Here is a 20,213-nt window from a genome sequence, read left to right as displayed (position 1 = left end):
TTTTGCGTGTGTTAACGGATGCTCTTGATGAGCTCCTCGACCCGCACGGGCACGCCGGCCTCCGGTGATTCAAAGACTTCGGACGTTCACCGCCGCGAGGCGGCAGCGGTGCTCGAAGGTGGAGGCGAGATGGGCGCGCTCATGCGCTCCATCGACTGGACGCGGACTCCCGTGGGAGCGCCCGGGACGTGGCCCCAGTCCCTGCGCACGGCGGTGAGCATCCTGCTCGAGTCGCGCTTCCCCATGTACATCGCGTGGGGACCCCAGATGGTCCAGTTCTACAACGACGGCTACCGTCCGGTGCTGGGCGCGACGAAGCACCCGGCCGCCATGGGCCACAGCGCGCAGAGCACGTTCGCGGAGAGCTGGCACATCATCGGCCCGATGTTCGAGGGCGTCAGGCAGGGCACGGCGGTCGGCTCCGAGGACTGGATGCTGCCCTTGGACCGCAATGGCTACCTCGAGGAGTGCTACTTCACCTATTCCTACAGCCCCATCCGGGATGAGACCGGCGGCGTCGGGGGCGTGCTCGTCACCCTCACGGAGACCACCGGCCGGGTGCTGGGCGAGCGGCGGCTGCGGACGCTGCGGGACCTGGCGGCACGGACGGGGACGGTGAAGCGCGAAGAGGACGCCTGGCGCGAAGCGGCGGCCGCGCTGGAGACCAACGGCTTCGACATCCCCTTCGCCCTGCTCTACCGCCAGGGGGACGCGGGCCAGGAGCTGGTGGCGGCGACGGGCTGGGGGCAGGACACCGCCACGCCCGCCACGCTCTTCGGCACGGACCCGGCCGGCGCCGCGTGGCCCTTCGCGGAGGCGAGCGACGCCCAGGGGCCCGTGTTCGTCCCGGACGTGCAGGCGCGCTTCGGGCCGCTGCCCGGCGGAAGGTGGCCGGAGTCCCCCGGCACGGCGTGGCTCTTCCCCATCACGCGCGCCGGCGCCGAGCGCCCCTATGGCTTCCTCGTCGCGGGTGTGAGCGCGAGGCGCGCTCCGGACGACGACTACCGCGGGTTCCTGGGGCTGGTGGCGGATCACCTCGCGACGGCGCTCGGCAATGCCCGCGCCTACGAAGAGGAGAAGAAGCGGGCGGAGGCCCTGGCGGAGCTCGACCGCGCGAAGACGGCCTTCTTCTCCAATGTCAGCCACGAGTTCCGCACGCCGCTGACCCTGATGCTGGGCCCCATCGAGGAGGGCCTCGCGGATGACCGGCAGCCCCTGCCTCCGGCGCAGCGGGAGCGCCAGGAGGCGGTGCGCCGCAACGGCCTGCGCCTCCAGAAGCTGGTCAACACGCTGCTCGACTTCGCCCGCCTGGAGGCAGGGCGCGCCCAGGTGTCCTTCGTCCCGACGGACCTCTCCGCGCTCACCGTGGACCTCGCGAGCCACTTCACCTCCGCGACCGCGGCCGCCGGGCTCTCGCTGCGCGTGGACTGCCCTGACCTGCCCGAGCCCGTCCAGGTGGACCCTTCGCTCTGGGAGAAGATCGTCCTCAACCTCCTCTCCAACGCCTTCAAGTTCACCCTCGAGGGAGAGATCCGCCTCGCGCTGAAGTGGCTGGGCGAACAGGTGGAGCTCACCGTCCAGGACACGGGCATTGGCATCCCGGAGGAGGAGCAGCAGCGCGTCTTCGAGCGCTTCCACCGCGTGGAGGGCGCGCGAGGGCGCAGCCACGAGGGCACAGGCATTGGCCTGTCGCTGGTGCGGGAGCTGGTGCACCTGCTCGGCGGACAGGTGACGGTGACCAGCGCGCCGGGCCAGGGGAGCACCTTCCGCGTCCTCCTGCCCACCGGCTCCGCGCACCTGCCCCGCAAGCCGGACGCGCCGGCGCTCCCGGCCACCAGCATCGGCCCCGATGCGTTCCTCGCGGAGCTCTCGCAGTGGAGCGGGCCCGCGCACGTCGCGCCGCGGCCCACTGTTGGCGCGGACGCCCGCATCCTGGTGGTGGACGACAACGCGGACATGCGCGCCTACCTCACCCGGCTCCTGGAACCCCGCTGGAGCGTGGAGGCGGTGAACGAGGGCGAAGCCGCGCTCGCCGCCGCGCGCGCTCATGCGCCCGACCTCATCCTCTCCGACGTGATGATGCCGGGGATGAATGGCCTTCAGCTGGTCCAGGCCCTGCGCACGGACGAGCGCACCCGCGCCATTCCCATCATCCTGCTGTCCGCGCGCGCGGGGGAGGAGGCCACCATCGCGGGGCTCGACAGCGGCGCGGACGACTACCTCGTCAAGCCCTTCTCCGCGAACGAGCTCATCGCGCGCGTCAACGCCCAGCTCATGTTGGCGCGGCTGCGCCAGGAGGCCCTGGCCGCGGAGCGCGCGCACGCGGCGGAGACCCAGCGGCTGCTCGAGGCGTCCCGCCGCGCCACGCGCCTGCGTGAGGAGACGCTCGCCGTCGTCAGCCACGATTTGCGCTCGCCGCTGACGGCCATCCGCGCCGCCACGGAGCTGCTCCAGCGGCTGCCGCCCGAATCCGAGGCGACCGCCCGCGCGCGCAAGCAGGCCGACGCCATCCGCCGCTCCGTGGAGCGGATGAACCGGCTCATCGAGGACCTGCTCGACCTGGCGAGCATCGACGCGGGAACGCTCGCCATCGAAGTCCGCCCGCAGCCGGTGGAGGAGCTGCTGCGCGACGTCCGGGAGCTCTTCGAGCCCCAGGCGGCGGAGAAGGGCCTGGCGTTCGTCGTGGAGCAGGAGCCCGGGCTCACCCTGGAGTGTGACAGGGAGCGCGTGCTTCAAGCGCTCGGGAATCTCCTGGCCAACGCGCTGTCGTTCACCCCCGCCGGTGGCAGCCTCCACCTCCGGGTGGAGCGCGCGCCCGGCGCGGACGCGCTGCGCTTCAGCGTGGCGGACACCGGCCCGGGCATCCCCCCCAGCATGCAGCCGCACCTGTTCGACCGCTACTGGCACACATCTCAGCGGCGGCGCGACGGACATGGCCTGGGCCTCTCCATCACGAAGGGCATCGTGGAGAGCCACGGCGGGCACATCTGGGTGGAGAGCGAGCCCGGCCAGGGCACCACCTTCCACTTCACCCTTCCGCGCGAACCGGGGCCCCGGGCCCTCGCCGCGCCCGTCCCACGCGTTGCACCGCGAGAGCCCATGCCGTCCGCGCTACCGGCCGCGGAGGAGCCCTTCATCCAGCAGGGCGGCGACATGGGCGCCATGATGCGGGCCCATGACTGGTCCACGAACTCACTGGGCTTGCTGGAGCAATGGCCGCAGTCCCTGCGCACGTCCGTCAGCACGATGCTGCGCTCGCCCTACCCCATCATCCTCTTCTGGGGCCCGGAGCTGCGGATGCTCTACAACGATCCGTTCCGGCCCATCCTGGGCGCGAAGCATCCCCAGACGCTGGGCGCGCGCGGCAGCGAGGCGCTCGTCGAGGAGTGGGGGCAGCTGGGACCGTTGATCAAGCGCGCCCAGGACACGGGCGAGCCCATCTACATCGAGGACGGCAACGTCAACTTCGCGCGCCGCCCTGGAGGCCTGCGGGAGGAGTCGTACTTCACCTGGTCCTACAACCCGACCATCGGCGAGTCGGGGGAGATCGCCGGGATGTTCGCCATCGCGAGCGAGACGACGCGGCAGGTGGTGGGCGACCGCCGGCTGGCCATCCTCCGGGAGCTGTCCATCCGCACGGCGCTGGACAAGACGGTCGAGGGCATCTTCCGCTCGCTGGAGGGCGTGCTCGCGCAGGCGGCGCACGACGCGCCCTTCGCGCTGCTCTACCTGGTGAAGGCGGATCAGGCGCGCCTGGTCAGCTGCGCGGGCCTGGAGCGCGGCGCGGCCGCCGCGCCCGTGACGCTGGCGGCGGGCGACACGTCCTCGTGGCCTCTTTCGAGCGTCACCGAGGCGCGGCAGGAGGTCCTGCTGGAGGACCTGGCGCGGCGCTTCGGCCCCCTCCCCGGCGGCCCCTGGCCCGAGCCCACGACGCGCGCCCTGCTCCTCCCGGTGCCCATGGGCGCGGAGGCGGACACCATGGCCGTGCTCGTGGCCGGCCTGAGCCCGCTGCGCGCGCTGGACGACGAGTACCGGGGCTTCCTGCAACTGCTGGCGCGGCAGCTGGCCGCGAGCATCTCCAGTGCCCGCGCCTACGAGCAGGAGAAGCAGCGGGCCGAGGAGCTGGCCCGGCTGGACGCGGCCAAGACGGCGTTCTTCAGCAACGTGAGTCACGAGTTCCGCACGCCGCTCACGCTCATCCTCGGCCCCGTCGAGGACGCGCTGGCGAAGCCTGAAAAGGCACTGGAGGGAGAGCCGCTCGACCTCGTGCGCCGCAATGCCTTGCGGCTCTACAAGCTGGTCAACACGCTGCTCGGCTTCTCCCGGATGGAGGCGGGCCGGGCCCAGGCCCGCTACGCGCCTGTGGACCTGTCCGCCTTCACCACGAGCCTCGCGAGCGCCTTCCGGTCCGCGGTGGAGAGCGCGGGCCTGCGGCTGGAGGTGGACTGCCCGCCCCTGCCCGAGCCCGTCTACGTGGACCCGGAGATGTGGGAGAAGGTTGTCCTCAACCTGCTCTCCAACGCGGTGAAGTACACCCACCACGGGGAGATCCGCGTGAGCCTGCGCTGGGAGGACGCGCAGGCCGTGTTGAGCGTCGAGGACACGGGGGTGGGCATCCCCGAGGAGGAACTCCCGCGCGTCTTCGAGCGCTTCTACCGCGTCCGCGTCACCCAGGGCCGCAGCCACGAGGGGACGGGCATCGGGCTCGCGCTGGTGCAGGAGCTGTTGAAGCTGCACGGGGGCGGCGTCGCGGTGACGAGCCAGCTGGGCAGGGGCACCACCTTCACCGTGCGGCTGCCCCGGGGGACGGCCCACCTGCCCCCGGAGCGCGTCGAGCGCACGTCCCGGCCCCATCCGGTGGCCTCGGGCGCCACGCCGTTCGTGGAGGAGGCGCGCCGCTGGTCCACGGACGTCGTCGTCACGGACGCCGTGGCCACTCCCGCGTCCGGGGCCCTGGCTCCGGTGGCTCCGGAGGTTCCCGAGGAGCTCTCGCGCTCCCGCATCCTCCTCGTGGACGACAATGCCGACCTGCGCATCTACGTCACGGGGCTGCTCAAGCACGTCTTCCGCCACGTGGACACCGCCCGCGACGGGCAGGACGCGCTGGAGCAGGCGCGCGTCCGGCCGCCGGACCTCATCCTCTCCGACGTGATGATGCCGGTGCTGGATGGCTTTGGCCTGGTGCGCGCGCTGCGCGCCGACGAGCGCACGCGCGCCATCCCCATCATCCTGCTGTCCGCGCGAGCGGGCGACGAGGCCACGGTGGAGGGCCTGGGGAGCGGCGCGGATGACTACCTGGTGAAGCCCTTCTCCGCGCGCGAGCTCCTGGGGCGGGTGCGCACCCAGCTGGAGATGGCCCGCGTGCGCCGGGAGGTGGTCCGCAACGAGGTGGAGCGGGACGCGCTGCGCGAGTCCGTGCGGACGCGGGACGAGTTCCTCCGGCTGGTCAGCCATGAGCTGCGCACGCCCGTGAGCGCCCTGTCGCTCAACATCCAGTCCCTGGTGCGCGGCCTGGACGTCCCGGCCGCGGACGCGGCGCCAGACACCACGCGGCTCAAGGCGCGGACGACGGAGAAACACCTCCAGCGCCTGGCGCGCCTGGTGGAGCAGCTGGTGGACGTGTCGGAGTTCGTCACCGGGCCGCTGGACCTCTCACGCGAGGAGGTCGACCTGGCACAGCTCGCGGCCGCCGTGGTGGAGCGCTCAAGGGAGAAGGCCCTTCGCGCGGACTGCGTGCTGACGCTGGAGGCACCCCTGCCGGTGGTGGGGCACTACGACCGCGCGAGGATGGATCAGCTGCTCGACAGCCTCGTGGACAACGCGCTCAAGTTCGGGACGGGAAAACCCGTGGAGGTGCGCGTGGCGCGCGCGGCGGGCCGGGTGAGCCTGGCGGTCCGGGACCACGGCGACGGCGTCGGACAGGAGGACCAGGAGCGCGTCTTCGGGCGCTTCGAGCGCGCGGTGCCCGCGAACCACCACGGCGGCTTCGGGCTGGGCCTGTGGATGGCCCGCCACATCGCGGAGGCCCACGGGGGAAGCCTCCACCTGGAGCCCACGGAGGGCGGAGGCGCCACCTTCACCACGGTGCTGCCGTTGGACGTGCCCCCGGTAGGTTGACGTCTGGTGGCAGGTGCCGATCCAGCAGCGAGTTGGAGACGTGGTTGCTGGGATAGCCCTCGCGCGCGGCGAGCAGGACGGCGCGCCAGATGAAGCCCGGCAGGTCGGTGTTGCGCTGGATGACGCTGGTCGCATGGCCTTTGAACCAGACGAAGCGTTGGTGGAAGCGCTGCACACGTTCGCCCAGGGCGCCGGGGCCGGGCACCAGCTGGTCCAGCCGGGTGAGGATGGCCGCGAAACTAGAACTCCGCGTCCGAACCCACTGTGACGGCGGGCTCGGACGAGGAACTCCAATCACCGCCCAGTGCAGTTGCGTTGGGCTCGCCCATTTCGACGCCTGGGCACACTCAACACTGCCTTACCCAAAAGAGCTGGGACTTGGAATTGGGGTCGCAGGTATTTTGAATGACGCGCGTTCCGTTGGCGAGACTTCCGCCCTCGATATCAAGGCACAGTCCCTTTGCGTGGCTTGGCTCAATTCGCCACCACCCGGGCTCGCCCTCCGTAAAGGAGAACGATTGGTCCGCTGCACCAGTGCAAGGTGCCTGCACATAGTGTGCGCCGGGATTAACGCCACCACCGGGCTCGACAGTGAAACACATGTCACTATGTTTTGCCCTGATGCGTTTGAGCCCACCTCCCACATCCTCGAACTTGAACCTCTGGTGATCTCCTCCCCTGCAGGTAAATTGCAGGATCTCCGCTCCCGCCGAGGTCTCCCCACGTGCCACATCAAGGCATCCCCTCAGCGCCAATTCCTTCTTGGTGTCAGTCCCCATGTAGGAATCAAACATGGATTTCGTACTGAGTTCAGCAAAGCCCGCCTCAACGCCGGTCTCGAACCCCTCGCGACTTGTATTATCCTTTCTGTTGCAGCATTTCTGCTGCTGCTTGCATGCCACCTCTGCCATTGCGCGCTGGCTTGATGCGTCGATCTGGCACCTGGCGTTGCCAGGCACTGCAGCTCCGGAGTTCGCCATTGGGCAACTCTTCAGGAGGCATCCCTGGAATTCCCCGAAATTGCACGAGTCGCAGTCCACTTTACAGGGACCGCTCCCGAGCCCAGGGATGCTCAATAGAGGGTTCGGCTTGTTTGGATTCTTCAATTTATTGGGATTGGGGACCTGCGGGAAGGCCAGCAAGGGCGCGAGAGCAATCAGTGTGGCGATCGCAAAATGGAGTGTCCGTGCTTTTGATTTCATGTTCATGTGCCACCTCCTGTCATCAATCCCAACCTGCCTACAGCCATTGCGAGCCGCACGTGACTGACATGGCAGGGCTTGGATGTCGGCCTGGATGAACAGAAGGCTGGTCAGAAGCAAGGCAGTTGACGTAATACATCCACTGGAATCACCACTTTGATTCTGGTTCGTCTCGAGCGTTCATGTGCGCACGTCATCCGTCTTTCGTCACGACAAAGTCGGGCGAGGCGTTGCCAATGAATTGCCTTCTCCTTTTTGATCACAATGCCTCCCCTTTCCTGTCCCTGTCGCACGCGACGCTGGGGGGCGGTGCAGGCGGCGAGCCTGTCGGTGGCGGCCTTCAATCATTCGGCGCGGTACAGGCCCATCGACTCCGTCGAGCGGCGCGAGCCCGGTGACGTGTCGGTGCCGACGATCCGCGTCCGCGACGCGGAGCTGGAAGCCGCGATGCAGCGCACCTCCGCCCGCGTGGACGCGATGGCGAGGAAGCGCCTGGGTATCCAGGACCGCACGCGGCAGAAGGACACCGCCCCGTGGACGCTCTGGTGGACGGCCGCCCCTTCAGCCAGCGTAGGGCGGCGGTGGAAGGCGAAGCACGACGCTATAGCGGCCCCTCCTCGGCTTGCGCGGCAGCCGGCGCCGTCGACGGCGCTTCGACCGCCTTCAGCTCCTCCTTGCAGCTCACGGTCTGGCCGGCGGCGCTGCAGATGAAGCGGTGCCCACGGCATTCAGCGTTCCAGGGTGCCGGCATCTCGCCAAGGCCATACGAGTTCTTCTCCCCGGAGATCACCAACTCCTCGGCAGGGCAACCAATGGCACCCGCGGAGAGGTTCGCATACTGCTGCTTGCTGACGGTGGCACAGCCGGTGGCGGAGGAGAGAAGGACGAGAACCCAGAAGTTGGTGCGCATGGGTGGCTATCTACCGCAAGGCTCAGGCTGAAGGGAAAGGACCTCCGGTCATTCTCCGGAGGTACACCGCGCGAGAGCCAACCCTCAGGACGGATGGCGGCCCCGGGCCGTCAACGTCCCCCAATGTCCGTGCCGCCCGAGGCCGCGCCCTTTCCGGGCGAGCCCGGAGCCAGGCAGTGCTTGTCGCGGCCTGGCCAATCCCTGGCGCACATCCGTCAATCAAGAATCTGGCAACCGGTGACAACGATTGCCGGGCGGTACTCCCTCGGCGGCGGCCCACCGCGCGTTCCCTGACGCGGCGGCGGACCTCCCGTGCATCCGGGCGGCCCGCTCCGGAGCCGCTACATCAGCGGGCCGTGCTGGGACACGCCGGTCCACCGCCCGACGGCCCGGTGCGCCTTGCCGTTCGCGGGCCGGTACATCTTCCGGATGAAGGCCTTGTCCCGAGCCGACAGCCGCGTGTTGTCCGGCGTTCCGCTGCGCACCAGTGACGGCGGCCCCTTGATGAGCTCCTTCGGGAAGCCGTAGAGCATGATGGAGTTCTTGTCGAACCGCGTCGCGTTGAGCTGATCGACCGAGTACTTGTCGATGATGTTGAAGCGGATCTCCTCCTCGGACCAGTTGTTGGGCGGGCCGCTGAAGGCCGCGATGACCGCGGGCACGTTCCACTGGATGCCGCCCTTCGGGTTCTGGTGCTCGTGGATGCAGCCGAGCGCGTGACCGAACTCGTGCACGGTGACGCGGCGGAACTCGTCGTCGTCCGTGTCGTCCTCGAGCCAGCCGAAGTTCATGGTCGGCTCGTTCCTCGGGAAGTACCGCGTGATGAGGCAGTCCGTGCCCACGGCGGACCACGAGCCCGCATCCGCAGAGAACGAGATGCGGATCTCCGCCCCCGGGCCGCCCTTCCAGTCGAACCGGATGTTCGCGAACTGCGTCCACTGGTTCGCCATCTCCATGACGCGCCGGCGCTGCGTCGGGCTGCCGTCGAGGAAACGGATGCGCAGCGTCTGCCCCGGCTTCCAGCGCTTGCCCGTCTCGAGCGCCAGCTTGAGCGGATGCCACGAGGCGCCCGCGCGCTTCACCCGGGCCAGCACGGGCGCCGGATCGTTCTCCGGGTTCACCTCGATGGAGCGCGCCGCGGCCTCCCGCTTCAGCTCAAGAGGTACGACGCGATCCACACACAGCCGGCACTCGGCTGCCGTAAGAAACTTCCGAGCCATGGTCACCCCGCCTACGAACCGCGAGGAGCTCCCGCGGGCCCGCTCCTGGATGGAGCGCGCGCGGGAGCATGGCCACCGCTTCGCGACGAGCCTCCTGCCCTGGAGGGCCGGTGTCGGCTTTGCGCCAGAGACGATGAGCCGCTGGCGGGGACAACGCGCGCTGCGGGCGCAATGACAGAACGATGACCAACGCATGGACGCGCGCCCACCCTCTCGGCCCTGCGCCTGCGTACCTTGGACACCGTTCCCGTCACCGCCGTTCCCTCTGGGGCCACACCGTGGCCCACGCGCACGGAGGCGCGTCTCGTTCCCGCCATGAACTTCACACTCGCGGGTCTGTGGACCCACATGGGCCCGGTCGCACAACTCATCGTCATCGCCATGGGCGTGATGTCGATGGTGTCCCTCCTCATCCTCGCCGAGCGCACCATCGTCTTCCGCGCCTCCCGCATCCACTCGCGCAGGTACGCCGCGCAGCTGGAGTCCCTGCTCGCCAATGGCGACTTCGACGCCGCCGCCGACGTGAAGACGGAGAAGGACGTGGGCTACCTGGGGAGGACCATCCGCGCGGGGCTGACGGCCTACAGCATCAGCGCCACCGACAGCCGTGACGAGGTCATGGAGTCCGTGGCGCGCAGCCTGGAGCGGCAGGCGCAGCGCGAACTCCAGAGCCTCAAGCGCGGCCTGGGCCACCTCGCCACGGTGGGCTCCACCGCACCCTTCGTGGGCCTGCTCGGCACCACCATCGGCATCGTCACCGCGTTCCAGGAGATGGGCGCCGCGAACTCGGGCGGCATCGGCACCATCTCCACGGGCATCTCCGAGGCGCTCGTCACCACCGCTTTCGGACTGCTCGTCGCCATCCCCGCGGTCATGGGCTACAACTCCCTGCAGGGCTGGGTGGACGCCCGCGCGGTGGACCTCTCCGAGGCGAGCAACGAGTTCCTCGACGCCGCGTCCCGCGCCCTCAAGCGCGCACGCGTCACCGCGCGGTGAGCAGCACGACTCGGCCCCCATGGGGGATGGGGGTTGCTATTCATTCCGTGGCAATGCACACCTGACAGGTGTGGAGCCATCCAACCATGACAGTCCGGGGACCGTTCGAGTCCTCCTCTCTAGCGCGCTCTGGGCCTTCCTCGCGCTGTCCAGCGCGGTGCTGTTCCTGGGAGCGCTCCTGCTGTGGGCGCTCACCCGCCCGTTCGACGCGAACGGGCGGGCGCTGCACCTGTACTCGTGCTTCTGGGCACAGCTGTATTTCTACCTGAACCCGGGATGGCACCTGCGGGTGGAGGGCCGCGAACGCCTGCCCTGGAAGGGCGCGGCGGTGCTGGTGTCCAACCATGAGTCGCTGGGGGACATCCTGGTCCTCTTCGGTCTCTACCGGCCGTTCAAGTGGGTCTCCAAGGCGGAGAACTTCAAGCTGCCACTCATTGGCTGGAACATGCGCCTCAACCGCTATGTGCCGCTCATCCGCGGAGACCGTGAGAGCGTCCTCCAGATGATGGCCAGGTGTGAGCGCTGGTTGTCACGCGGCGTCCCCATCCTGATGTTCCCCGAAGGCACCCGCTCCCGGGACGGCAAGATGAAGGCCTTCAAGGACGGCGCCTTCACGCTCTCCGTCCAGCAGCGCTGCCCCATCATCCCCATCGTCCTCACCGGTACCGCGCTGACCGTGCCGAAGCACGCGCGCGTCTTCCAGCAGGCCGTCCACGCCCGGGTGCGCGTGCTGGAGCCCATCGACCCCGCGGACTTCGCGGGGGATGTGCACGCCCTGCGCGACCACGTGCGCGACCTCATGGTCCGCGAGAAGGCGCGCATGGAGGCCGAACGCTCAGCGGGGCGTGACAGAGACCCCCGTGCCGCACGGGGGTGAAGCTGTTCACCGTCACGCCCGACGCGCTGGGTGCGCCGGAGCGTGGGCTCACTTGTAGGTCATCGTGGTGCAGTGCAGCGAGCCCTGGCAGGGAATGAGGCTGTCCCCCTGCACGGTCACGACCTTGACCTTGCCCTTGCCGAACTCGCGGTCCAGCTCGGACTGGTAGATGGAGAGCGCCTGCGCCTCCTGTGCCGCGACGGTGGCCTTGTCGGCCTCGGGAACCCACTTGTACACGGGCACCGCCACCACGTCGCCGAGCCGGATGCTGTTCATGTACGTGGCCCAGATGCGCTCGTTGGTGCCGTCGCAGGCCTGGATCTGCTGCGGCTGGCCGGTGCAGCCGGAGAGCACCTTGCGGCAGTAGCTCTTGGGCATGGGCACGCGCACCACGCGGTAGCCGAGGCCCGCGAGCCTGGCGGCGTTGCGGTCCAGGATGGCCGCGTTGGTCGCGTCATCCGCCGGGTCGTACTGGCCCACGAGGAGGGTCTTCGAGGAGATGACGGTCATGAACATGTCGATGTGGTCGATGACACCGCCCACCAGCGACTCCATCACCTGCACCTTGCAGTGGTGCGCGGCGCCGATGACCTCGTTCAGCTCGTCCGGGGTGTACTGCCACTCGCTGAAGTTGTTGCGCGCCTCGGCGTTGCGCTGCGCGCGGAAGCAGGTGCCCTTGCCGTCCGTCTGCAGGTTGCCGCCCTCGAGCCGCACCTTGGGGCGCACCACCTCGGTGTTCCACAGCGCCGCGAGCCGGCTGGGCGAGGCGTCATCACGCACGCGGCCCTGCATGTTGCCGCAGGTGCTGGAGGTGAGCGGGTAGTAGCTCATGTCCACGAAGCGGCGGCTGCCGTCCGGCTTGATGAGGATCTCCGGGCCGTAGTCGCGGATCCACACGGAGTCCACGTCCACCGGCACGTACTCCACGCGCGCGAGCTGCGCGTCCGTGAGGCCCGCGCGGCGCAGGCAGCTCGTCACGCCGTTGTTGTTGTTCGGCGCGGTGAGGATGCTCACCTGGGTGTTGCCCTGCAGGCCCGCCTTCACCAGGCCGGCGAGCTCCGGCACCGTGCAGCCGTAGTCCGGCCAGCCGATCAACACGCCCGTGGTGCTCTCGGCCTCGGTGGGGAAGCGCGCGACGGTGCTCACGGCGGTGAAGCCGTAGGTGTTCGGGTCGCACTGCCATGCCCAGAACGCATCACCCGCGGCGAGCGCGCGTACCCTGTTCTCATTCGCCGTCTCGTAGCGCGGGAGCACCTGGTCCGCCGGCGCGGCCTCCTGCGCGGCCACGCGCTGTGACTCGTCCGTGGGACCGCACGCGCCCGAAAACAGGGCCGTGGCCGCAAGGCAACCGCTCATCCACCGCTTCATTCGTTTGTCCCCCCCAGCGCACTCGCGACGGGGCCCTTGCGCGCGCTGCCAGGTCGCCTGCTCAGTTGTGAAATCGAAGGGAGTCGCACCCGCCCCATACAACGCGGTCGAGTGTCACCGAGGGCTTCAACCGGGTCAATGTGCCCTCTGGAACCCTGCGAGTGGATTGCATCACCGCGGGTGCGCAGAAGCTTCAAGCGAGTGGGCGAGGGGTGGGGCTCGGCGCCGGGGAGGACGCACACGGACACTCCGTGCGGGTCCTCTCCACCGATTCAACACAGCTAATTGCAGTATTCCACGCCGGTGGGCCTTCTACGGCACTCCTTCGGAGCGCAGCACTCGATGCCATTGCAGTCACTGCAGCCACTGCAGTCACTGCATGACGTCACGCAGGTCCCCCCAGCACAGCTACTATCAGGCCAGCTACAATGGTGGCCGCATGTCCCGCAGTTACTGTTCGAAGAATAGAGGTTCGTCTCGCAGCCGTTACTGTAAACCCCATCGCAATCGTCCCAACCCGCGGCGCAGGTAGTGATAGTGCAGGAACCCACCGAGCAGCCCGTGGCGGTCACATTGGCTGTGTTCGCGCAGGTCAGCGGCTGGCCGACGCATGTGCCAGCGCCGTTGCATACGTCACCTATGGTGCAGGCATCCGCGTCATTGCAGGACCCCGTGACCCTTGGCGTGTACTGACAGACGCCACTCTTGCACGTGCCGGTGGTTTCACGGCACTGCGCCGTGGGCGTTCCGCTGCACGGTGCCCCGTCTTCCTGCGGTCGGTATTCGCATCGCTGGTCAACGCAGACACGAAAGTTCTGACATGTCGCCGGGCGTTCCGGGCAATCGGCCGCCGTGAAACACTCGCCGACGGCGCCTCCGTCAACACCCGCGTCTTCCTCGGGACCTGCGTCTTGTTCAGAACCTGCGTCCTGTTCAGGACCTGCGTCTTCCTCAAGACCTGCGTCAGCCCCCGCATCCCCTGATGCGCCGGCATCGGTCGACGCACCGCCGGCAGGGGCCGGCACGGGAGGACAGAGCTCCTCCAGACGACCTGGGTCCACGTTCGCGCAGAACGCATCCCGGTCCTCGTCAAACGGGAGGCAGGCACTCCATGTCAGGCAGAGCGCGAACAGCGCGCAACGCATCAATCCCGGATGACGGCTCATCGGAGGCTCCAGGAGAGGGACAACTGTGCACCTTCCGGCGTGGGCAGGAGCGACGCCTGGGCCCCCGGCGAACTCTCACCGAGGAAGAGGAAGCTCCCCGCGACGGTCGCGGCGCCCAGGCCCATCAGGGCCCATCCCACCTTCTCGAAGGTCCTCCCCTGCTGAAGGGTGGCGTCCAGCCGCGCCCGGGTCTTGATGGACGGGTCCGCGTCGCGCACCTGGGCCCCGAGCGAACGGGCCCTTCCCCAGGCCAGCACACCTCCCACCGCCACGACGCCACCGCCAATGGCGACCGGCAGCCGGAGGCGGGAGCGCATACCGGCTCCGCGCTCGACCCCGGTCAGGGGTGGTTGCGTCACCGGCGCACGGGGAGCTTCGCTCACCACGGCAATGGGCGCCGGAGCAGGCTCGCTCGGTACGGGCACGGGTGGCGGCGCACTGGCGGGGAGGCTGGCGCGCACCTGTTCGAGCGCGGCAGTCACTTTCGGTGATACGGGTAGCGGCAGCGTTGCCTTCGGATCCAACGCGAGCGCGCGCGCGAAGGCGCTTCGTCCCCGCTTCGCCTGACTGAATTCGAAGGCCAGGATTCCTTCCAGCAACTCAATGGCAATCCGGTCCTCCCGGGTGTTCGACTGCCATTGCCTGGCCCTTCCGAGCGAGCGCAGGGCCTCGTCATACTCAAGCGCGTCATAGAGGCTGAACGCGGCCTGGAGGTGGGGATTGAGGGCAGGAGGTTCAGCGCTGACAGGCAAGGCGAGCAACATCAAGAGCAGCCACCCGCCGGGCCACGTTGCCGGGACACGACGCCTCCGCGGAGTGTCTGCAAGGTCCATGTCGCCTTCCCCCCAGTGACGGCTTGACCTCCGGAATAGAGGGCGAAAAGCGGCCAACTCCAATCGCCGGGCGGGGCAGGTGTTGTGTTCAGAGATGGCTGCCGCCCTGACGGTCACTGACGGTCCGTGTGCTCGGAGGAGAGGCCCTCTTCCGGGACGTCATGCACAACGAAGAGGAACCCGGCGATGGCCACCTGTCTGCGGACAGCACCCGCGATGGATCTGCATGATGACTCGTCGGGCGCCCCCATTCGGAGGCGAAGTCGGAGCGCTTCGCTCACGCGGGCCCATGTCCAGCGCGCCCGCGTGCCCCCCATTGTTGCCAGGGGCTGGCAGACGCGGTGCCAGGCGGCGGCCGAAAAACCAGCTGCCGCCGGGCGCACCGCGAGCCTGCGCTCAGTGACCGTCCGTCGACCAGTGGGGCCGGTCTGTCAGGTGCTTGATGACTCCGTATGAGGCCCCCACCGCGTGCAGCGTGGTGTTCATGCCGGACCGGGGCGTGGTGGCGATGCTCACCGTGTCCCCAGATGCATTGGTGATTTCCAGGGTGCCGGTCCAGCTGATGTCCATATCGATGGCCTGCCGCTGGGTGTGCCTGGAGACCAGAGCGGGTTGGAAGACGATGTCATAGCCGGCGACCATGGCCTCCGCCGCCGCCTGCGCGGCCGCCCTATCGATGTTTCCCTCCGCGTCGCGATGCACCCAACAGATCTCCACTCCCGGATGCGCGGGCACGGTGCTGGGGTCCAGTCCGGTGCGGGCGATGCGCCAAGCATAATGCATGAGGTAGGCCCGCTCGACCGGCCGGTACGTGGCGTTCACATTCACGGCCGCTCCCGCCTCCCCCAATGCCCCAATGAACCCACTGACAGCCCCGCTGAACGCCGGCGTCAGTTCGCTCACATCGGTGCTGGTTGGGAAGCGTCCCACCCATTGGGCACCACTCGACTCCTTGATGGTGACGCTGGCCGTGGCGGACTGCCCATTCTGGGTCGCGGTGGCCGAACCCTCGCCCGCTGCGCCAAAGCGCACCACGAGGTTCGTGCCGGAACCCGTCGCAGGCTGCCCGATGCTTTTCCAGGTGATGGGGTCGGTCGAGCCGCCCTCCACCCGGAAGTTCACGTTCTCGTTGACGCACACGGAGGTCGCTGACGCGGTGACCCGCAGCGAGGGCTGACGGACCACATCGATGATGAGCAACGAGTCGAACAGATCATCGGCGACATTCGCGACCGTGGCGTCGACCTGCACCGTGTCCCCCTCCTCCGTCACGGGCAGAGAGATCTCCCGCCAGGCTGTCGCCCCCGCTGCGTCAAAGGCCCCCAGGCCCAGCGCATTCATGCTGTTGCCGTCCGACACAGCCCCTCCACCCTGCTGGCTCCGGATGGAAACATTGTAGAAGTCGTTGAACTCGGTGCCGAAGTAGCCCCCCGGCACTTCCGAGGTCACGAACCGGAAGCGCACCGTTACCTGTTTGGCGCCGGGATTGACGGTGAAGGTCCGGGAGACGGACCGGGGCCCCTGGCCCGAGGTGCTCAACTGCAAGTCGGCATCGCCGGACCCGTCCTGCAAGGCCGAAGGCCCCATGCCCAGGGTGGCCCGCATCCCTGGGGCCCGCCGCATCCGCACCTGTTGCGGCCGCGGGGCAAGCCCTTGCTGCTGGGGGGCCTCCGTGTGGGGAATCAACACCACTGGGGAATCCCCCACGTTCCACCCGGTCAGGCCCTGCGTGAAGTCATTGTTGGCGGCGCTGCTCGCCGGCTGGAAGCCCTGCAGACGCAACTCAACCGTTCCGGCATTCCCCATGAGGGGCAGGACCGCCAGGGCGTTCTGCCCGGTGCGTCCCTCAATGAGGACCGTCCGGCTGGGAACGTGAGTGAACGTGACACGCCCCCCTGCGCTCACTGCCAGCTGGCGGACGTTGGCGTCGTCCCCCAGCCGGACGGAGACGGAGGCCCCATCCACGGGAGCGCCTTGAGCATCGACCACGTGGACTACGAGAGGGTTTCGCCCCGCCCACAACACGTGGCGCGCATGTAACGACAGGCCCTGGCTGTCATTCAGGCCCACCTCCACCTCATTGCGGCCACCCGATAAATAGCCGGGGGCCAGAGTCACCGAGTCCGAGGTGACCGTAAGGGCCTCACTCGGAACATAGCTCCCGTTGATGCGGATGTAGGCATCGTGCCTGTCCGCGGAGGCCGTCGCGCCTGTCACCCTGAAGCGCAGGGGCTCATCCTGGGCGATGAACTGGTTCGCGGTGCTGCCGTCCAGGGCCAGCTGGCCCGGGGATGCGATGTTCTCCTCGACGTCCACCGGCACGTCCGTGGGTGGAGTGTCCGGAGCCTCCTTGTCGCACCCCCATACAGCAATGAGACCACAGACAATCCATGCCTTCATTCGGCGATTCATGCGCCCCCCAGGATTGCTGAACGTCGGTCCTACCTATTGTTGAGGATCGGAGAGCCGGGAGCTCTCCGCATCCAGACTCTCCAGCACTTCGCGATTGTCCTGATACTTCGACCGGAGCGCGCGGGCATCGGCCTCCAGGCGTTCGCACGCGAGCCTCTCGGCCGCCGCCCGGATTTCCCTTGCCCGCTCCTTGCTGTACGGCTCCTCGCCTCCCCAGTGGTGGCACTCTTCCTGCCGGGAGACAAACGCAGTCACATCGGATGGGAGCTGTCGCGAAGCGGCGGCGGGACCGGGAGCAGGCTTTGGGGGCGGAGGCGCGGGCGGCTCCTCGGACTTACAGGCAGAGCCCCCCAGGAGAGCCCAGGCCATATACATGAGCGCGCGGGCCCTACGGGCCGTCCAGGACATCTCTGCCGGCATCATCCCCCCCCTGTCACACCGTGGGAGTCCCCCATGGCACGCGCAGGATGCGGGCATGCCGATGTCCATTTCAATCCCTCGGAAGGAGGACTGTACGGCACCCTGAGGAAGTGGTGCCGCTTCCGCAACCAGTGTTCGCCGGGAGGATTCAACTGTTCATGCAACGTACGAGTCCCATGACGGTAGCATTCCGGCCCAGGCTCGCCACGGAGTGCGCACAGCCATACAGCTGGCTGCCACGCGTGCAGGTGGCAGCTCGCGCGGAGCTTCGCTCACGCGGGCGGAGTCCAGCTCGCCCGCGTGAACTCCGCCCGCCGCACGTCCCCAACAGGCCCTATCCCGGAAGGTCAGTGGGGCTGATAGATGGAATAGGCGAAGTGGTAGAGCACGGTGCTTGTGCTCGCGACGTCCGCCTGAATGCTGACTGACGCCAGGTCGAAGTAGTGCATGCTGACCCAGTTGTCATAGGAGTACCTCCCCGCGGCCGCCGGAAGGTTGACGTAGACGGAGAAGAAGCCGTCGGCCCCGCTGACCCCGCTGGCCTGCGATTGAGATTGATAGGTGCTGGGGGTGTAGACCACGACAGTGACCGGAGCATTCGGAACACCATTGCCGAACTTGTCGACGACGCGCCCGTTGACCGTGGCCGTCCGGTACACGCGCCAGGCGTTTCCGGCGCCATAGTCGAGATAGCCCCCATAGCCGCCATCGGTGTCCACGCTGGTCAGCGTTATCGCGCTCGCCGCGGCCCCGATGCGCAGGGTGTAGGACGTCCCCGGGGTCACGGTGTCGAGCGAGAGCACCCGCACGTACCAGGTGCCCGCGGGAAGCTGGTAGTTGGATTGGGTATTCTTGCTGACGGTCGCGGCAGGCGTCCCATGCGGGTTCGAGAAGATCTGCAGCTGATACGTCCCCGTGGCCGCCGTGTTCAGTGAAAACGCAAAGGTATTCTGCTGCGCGACGGTGAGGACACGCCAGTCCTCGTCAAAGGCATTGTCCAGGGTGCGGGTGACGCTGACCGCCGTGCTGAGGCTCCTGGCCTGCCAGGGGTTGTCATCGGGCTCGTCGCTGTCGGGCGTATTGGAATACATCACGGCCAGCGTGTACGGGTTGACCGGGTCCGCTCCCTGGTACGCATGCACCATGACGAAGTAGTAGTCCCCCGCGGCCGCGGTGGTGCTGACCTGCTCGTAGTGGGCGGGGGCATAGAAGGACTGCGCCTGGGGCGTCAGCGTGCCGTCCACCGGGTTGAACTTATAGAGGTACAGGTCGTAGTCGATGCTGGTGTTGCCGACGGTCTGCAGGAAGGCGGTGACCTTCCCGTTCGCGGGGACGTAGACGTAGTACCAGCCCTGCGCGTTCTGGGCGTCCAGCGTGTCACTCCACTGCGTGTTCAGGTCGAGGTACTGGGCGGTGCCCGGGCCGGTGTTCGGGCCTTGCAGGCCCATCCCACTCCCTGGAACGAAGCCGTGCGGAAGCGCGACGCCGGAGATCCCGGGCGCCTCGATGTCCTTGGCGGGCGCCATCGCCGCGGAGCCGGACTGCTGCTTGGAGCGCACCAATCCTTCATCAAGGCGCGCTGGACCCGCCGCGGCGGCGGAAGACACCGTCAACAGCATGGCCACCAGGGGCTTCAAGAACGCACGACTGCATGCCTCGTAACCAGGCACTCTCATTCCATCTCCTCACTCAAGGCGATCATTCACAGACTGCGTGATTTGGGTTTCCCCACGCAGCGCGTCAGGCTTCCGGCGCGCGCCTTGATAGAAAGGACATGGATTGGCTTCAATGTCCATACCCTGACACCGGGTACGGGGTTCCTCTTAGCAAAGACAGTCGTGTCAGCCAGGTTTCCGGGCAGCCTCTAACGCAAGGCTTCCAGTCGCGGCCGCAGGCGCTCCACCACCCGGGGAAGGTCGTCCGGGGCCTTCACCGGTTCGAAGCGGCTCGTCGCGGGGTCCGTGCGCCCTACCTCCATGAAGGCGACCGACAGGAGCGGCTGGCCATCCGGCCGCGTCAGGCTGCTGGCCTCCGCCGTCACCTGCTCGAACTGGAGGACGGGCGCGCCGTCCACCTTCTTGGGGACCACCCGGTAGGGAATGGGCAGCGCTTCGTCCAGCATCGCCTTCAACTGGAAGGTGATGTTGTTGGTGGAGATGAAGGCATGCCGCGTCGGGTCCACCTTCTCCACCAGCTGGAGGTGGCCGCCCACGCGCACCGGCGCGGCGCCCGCGTCCAGCGCGCCACTGGGGTTGGCCCGCGGCGTCACCTCCACCGTCATGTCGCAGCCCCGTTGCAGGTGCATCCCGACGACGACCGGGTCCAGCGTCGCCGCCAGGTTGTCCACGTTGGCGAAGAACATGCAGCGCACACCGCGCTCGCGCAGCGTCTGCCCCACCCCGCTCTCTCGCAGGGCGCGGAACACGTCTCCGTGCCCTGAAGGGGCGAAGGACAGCTGCCCGTCCGCCTCCCGGAACAAGGCACCCTCCGGCGTGAGCCGGGGAAGCATCTGCTGGCGGAACAGGAACACGTCCCGCCCCAGCCCCCGGGCCTCCAGGTGCGCGGCGATGGCGTCGTGAGTGAGAAAGGACGTCATCACCGCCACCGGCACCGGGCGGCCCAGCCGCTCGCCCCACCGGCGTGCCTCGGCGAGCTTGAGGTCCAGGAAGGTGTGCTCCCCCAGGACCGGCAC

At 68.3% G+C, this 20,213-nt stretch carries 13 protein-coding genes; 3 read left to right on the top strand and 10 right to left on the bottom strand.

Annotation, left to right across the window (positions count from 1 at the left end; genetic code table 11):
* Window positions 1-27 precede the first annotated feature (27 nt).
* A complete protein-coding gene (locus D7X55_RS08460) occupies window positions 28-6,117 on the top strand; it encodes an ATP-binding protein (RefSeq protein ID WP_407921761.1) in 6,090 nt (2,029 codons plus the stop codon).
* On the opposite strand, the gene D7X55_RS42845 is transcribed toward D7X55_RS08460, so the two are convergent.
* The 5 genes from D7X55_RS42845 to D7X55_RS08445 all read right to left on the bottom strand — a co-directional run bounded on the left by D7X55_RS42845 (window position 6,077) and on the right by D7X55_RS08445 (window position 9,407).
* A complete protein-coding gene (locus D7X55_RS42845; protein WP_147470057.1) occupies window positions 6,077-6,322 on the bottom strand; it encodes a hypothetical protein in 246 nt (81 codons plus the stop codon). The genes D7X55_RS08460 and D7X55_RS42845 overlap by 41 nt on opposite strands.
* Before the next feature lie 142 nt (window positions 6,323-6,464).
* Window positions 6,465-7,325 carry an RICIN domain-containing protein gene (locus tag D7X55_RS08455; RefSeq protein WP_121722756.1) on the bottom strand — a complete coding sequence of 287 codons (861 nt, stop codon included), beginning with the start codon at window positions 7,323-7,325 and terminating at the stop codon, window positions 6,465-6,467.
* A 338-nt stretch (window positions 7,326-7,663) separates the two neighbouring features.
* Window positions 7,664-7,831 (bottom strand): hypothetical protein, encoded by a 168-nt coding sequence (locus D7X55_RS43290; RefSeq protein WP_158626339.1) that lies wholly within the window; start codon window positions 7,829-7,831, stop codon window positions 7,664-7,666.
* A gap of 89 nt (window positions 7,832-7,920) precedes the next feature.
* Complete coding sequence (locus D7X55_RS43285) at window positions 7,921-8,229, bottom strand: hypothetical protein (RefSeq protein ID WP_158626338.1); 309 nt, start codon at window positions 8,227-8,229, stop codon at window positions 7,921-7,923.
* Between the two features lie 341 nt (window positions 8,230-8,570).
* Complete coding sequence (locus tag D7X55_RS08445; protein WP_121722755.1) at window positions 8,571-9,407, bottom strand: hypothetical protein; 837 nt, start codon at window positions 9,405-9,407, stop codon at window positions 8,571-8,573.
* Between the two features lie 357 nt (window positions 9,408-9,764).
* On the opposite strand from D7X55_RS08445, the gene D7X55_RS08440 reads away from it, so the two are divergent.
* Both D7X55_RS08440 and D7X55_RS08435 read left to right on the top strand, forming a co-directional pair.
* Window positions 9,765-10,445, top strand: a complete 681-nt coding sequence (locus D7X55_RS08440; RefSeq protein WP_121722754.1) for a MotA/TolQ/ExbB proton channel family protein — start codon at window positions 9,765-9,767, stop codon at window positions 10,443-10,445.
* Window positions 10,446-10,602: 157 nt separating this feature from the next.
* Window positions 10,603-11,322 carry a 1-acyl-sn-glycerol-3-phosphate acyltransferase gene (locus tag D7X55_RS08435; RefSeq protein ID WP_121722753.1) on the top strand — a complete coding sequence of 240 codons (720 nt, stop codon included), beginning with the start codon at window positions 10,603-10,605 and terminating at the stop codon, window positions 11,320-11,322.
* Between the two features lie 48 nt (window positions 11,323-11,370).
* On the opposite strand, the gene D7X55_RS08430 is transcribed toward D7X55_RS08435, so the two are convergent.
* From D7X55_RS08430 to D7X55_RS08405, 5 genes are all read right to left on the bottom strand, one after another.
* On the bottom strand, window positions 11,371-12,678 hold the full coding sequence (locus tag D7X55_RS08430) for an agmatine deiminase family protein (RefSeq protein ID WP_158626337.1): 1,308 nt from the start codon (window positions 12,676-12,678) through the stop codon (window positions 11,371-11,373).
* Between the two features lie 1,174 nt (window positions 12,679-13,852).
* Entirely contained in the window at window positions 13,853-14,173 is a 321-nt protein-coding gene (locus D7X55_RS42840; protein WP_147468304.1) for a hypothetical protein, read from the bottom strand.
* 912 nt (window positions 14,174-15,085) lie between these two features.
* A complete protein-coding gene (locus D7X55_RS44120) occupies window positions 15,086-17,089 on the bottom strand; it encodes a hypothetical protein (RefSeq protein WP_199746903.1) in 2,004 nt (667 codons plus the stop codon).
* Between the two features lie 779 nt (window positions 17,090-17,868).
* Window positions 17,869-19,146 carry a carboxypeptidase-like regulatory domain-containing protein gene (locus tag D7X55_RS08410; protein WP_147470056.1) on the bottom strand — a complete coding sequence of 426 codons (1,278 nt, stop codon included), beginning with the start codon at window positions 19,144-19,146 and terminating at the stop codon, window positions 17,869-17,871.
* Window positions 19,147-19,385: 239 nt separating this feature from the next.
* Window positions 19,386-20,213: UTP--glucose-1-phosphate uridylyltransferase (locus D7X55_RS08405; protein ID WP_121722748.1), on the bottom strand; the 828-nt coding region annotated here is incomplete at its 5' end.

Source organism: Corallococcus sp. AB049A, assembly GCF_003668885.1.
In the GTDB taxonomy this organism is placed as follows: Bacteria; Myxococcota; Myxococcia; order Myxococcales; family Myxococcaceae; genus Corallococcus; species Corallococcus interemptor.
This window is presented reverse-complemented; position numbering and strand designations above follow the sequence as displayed.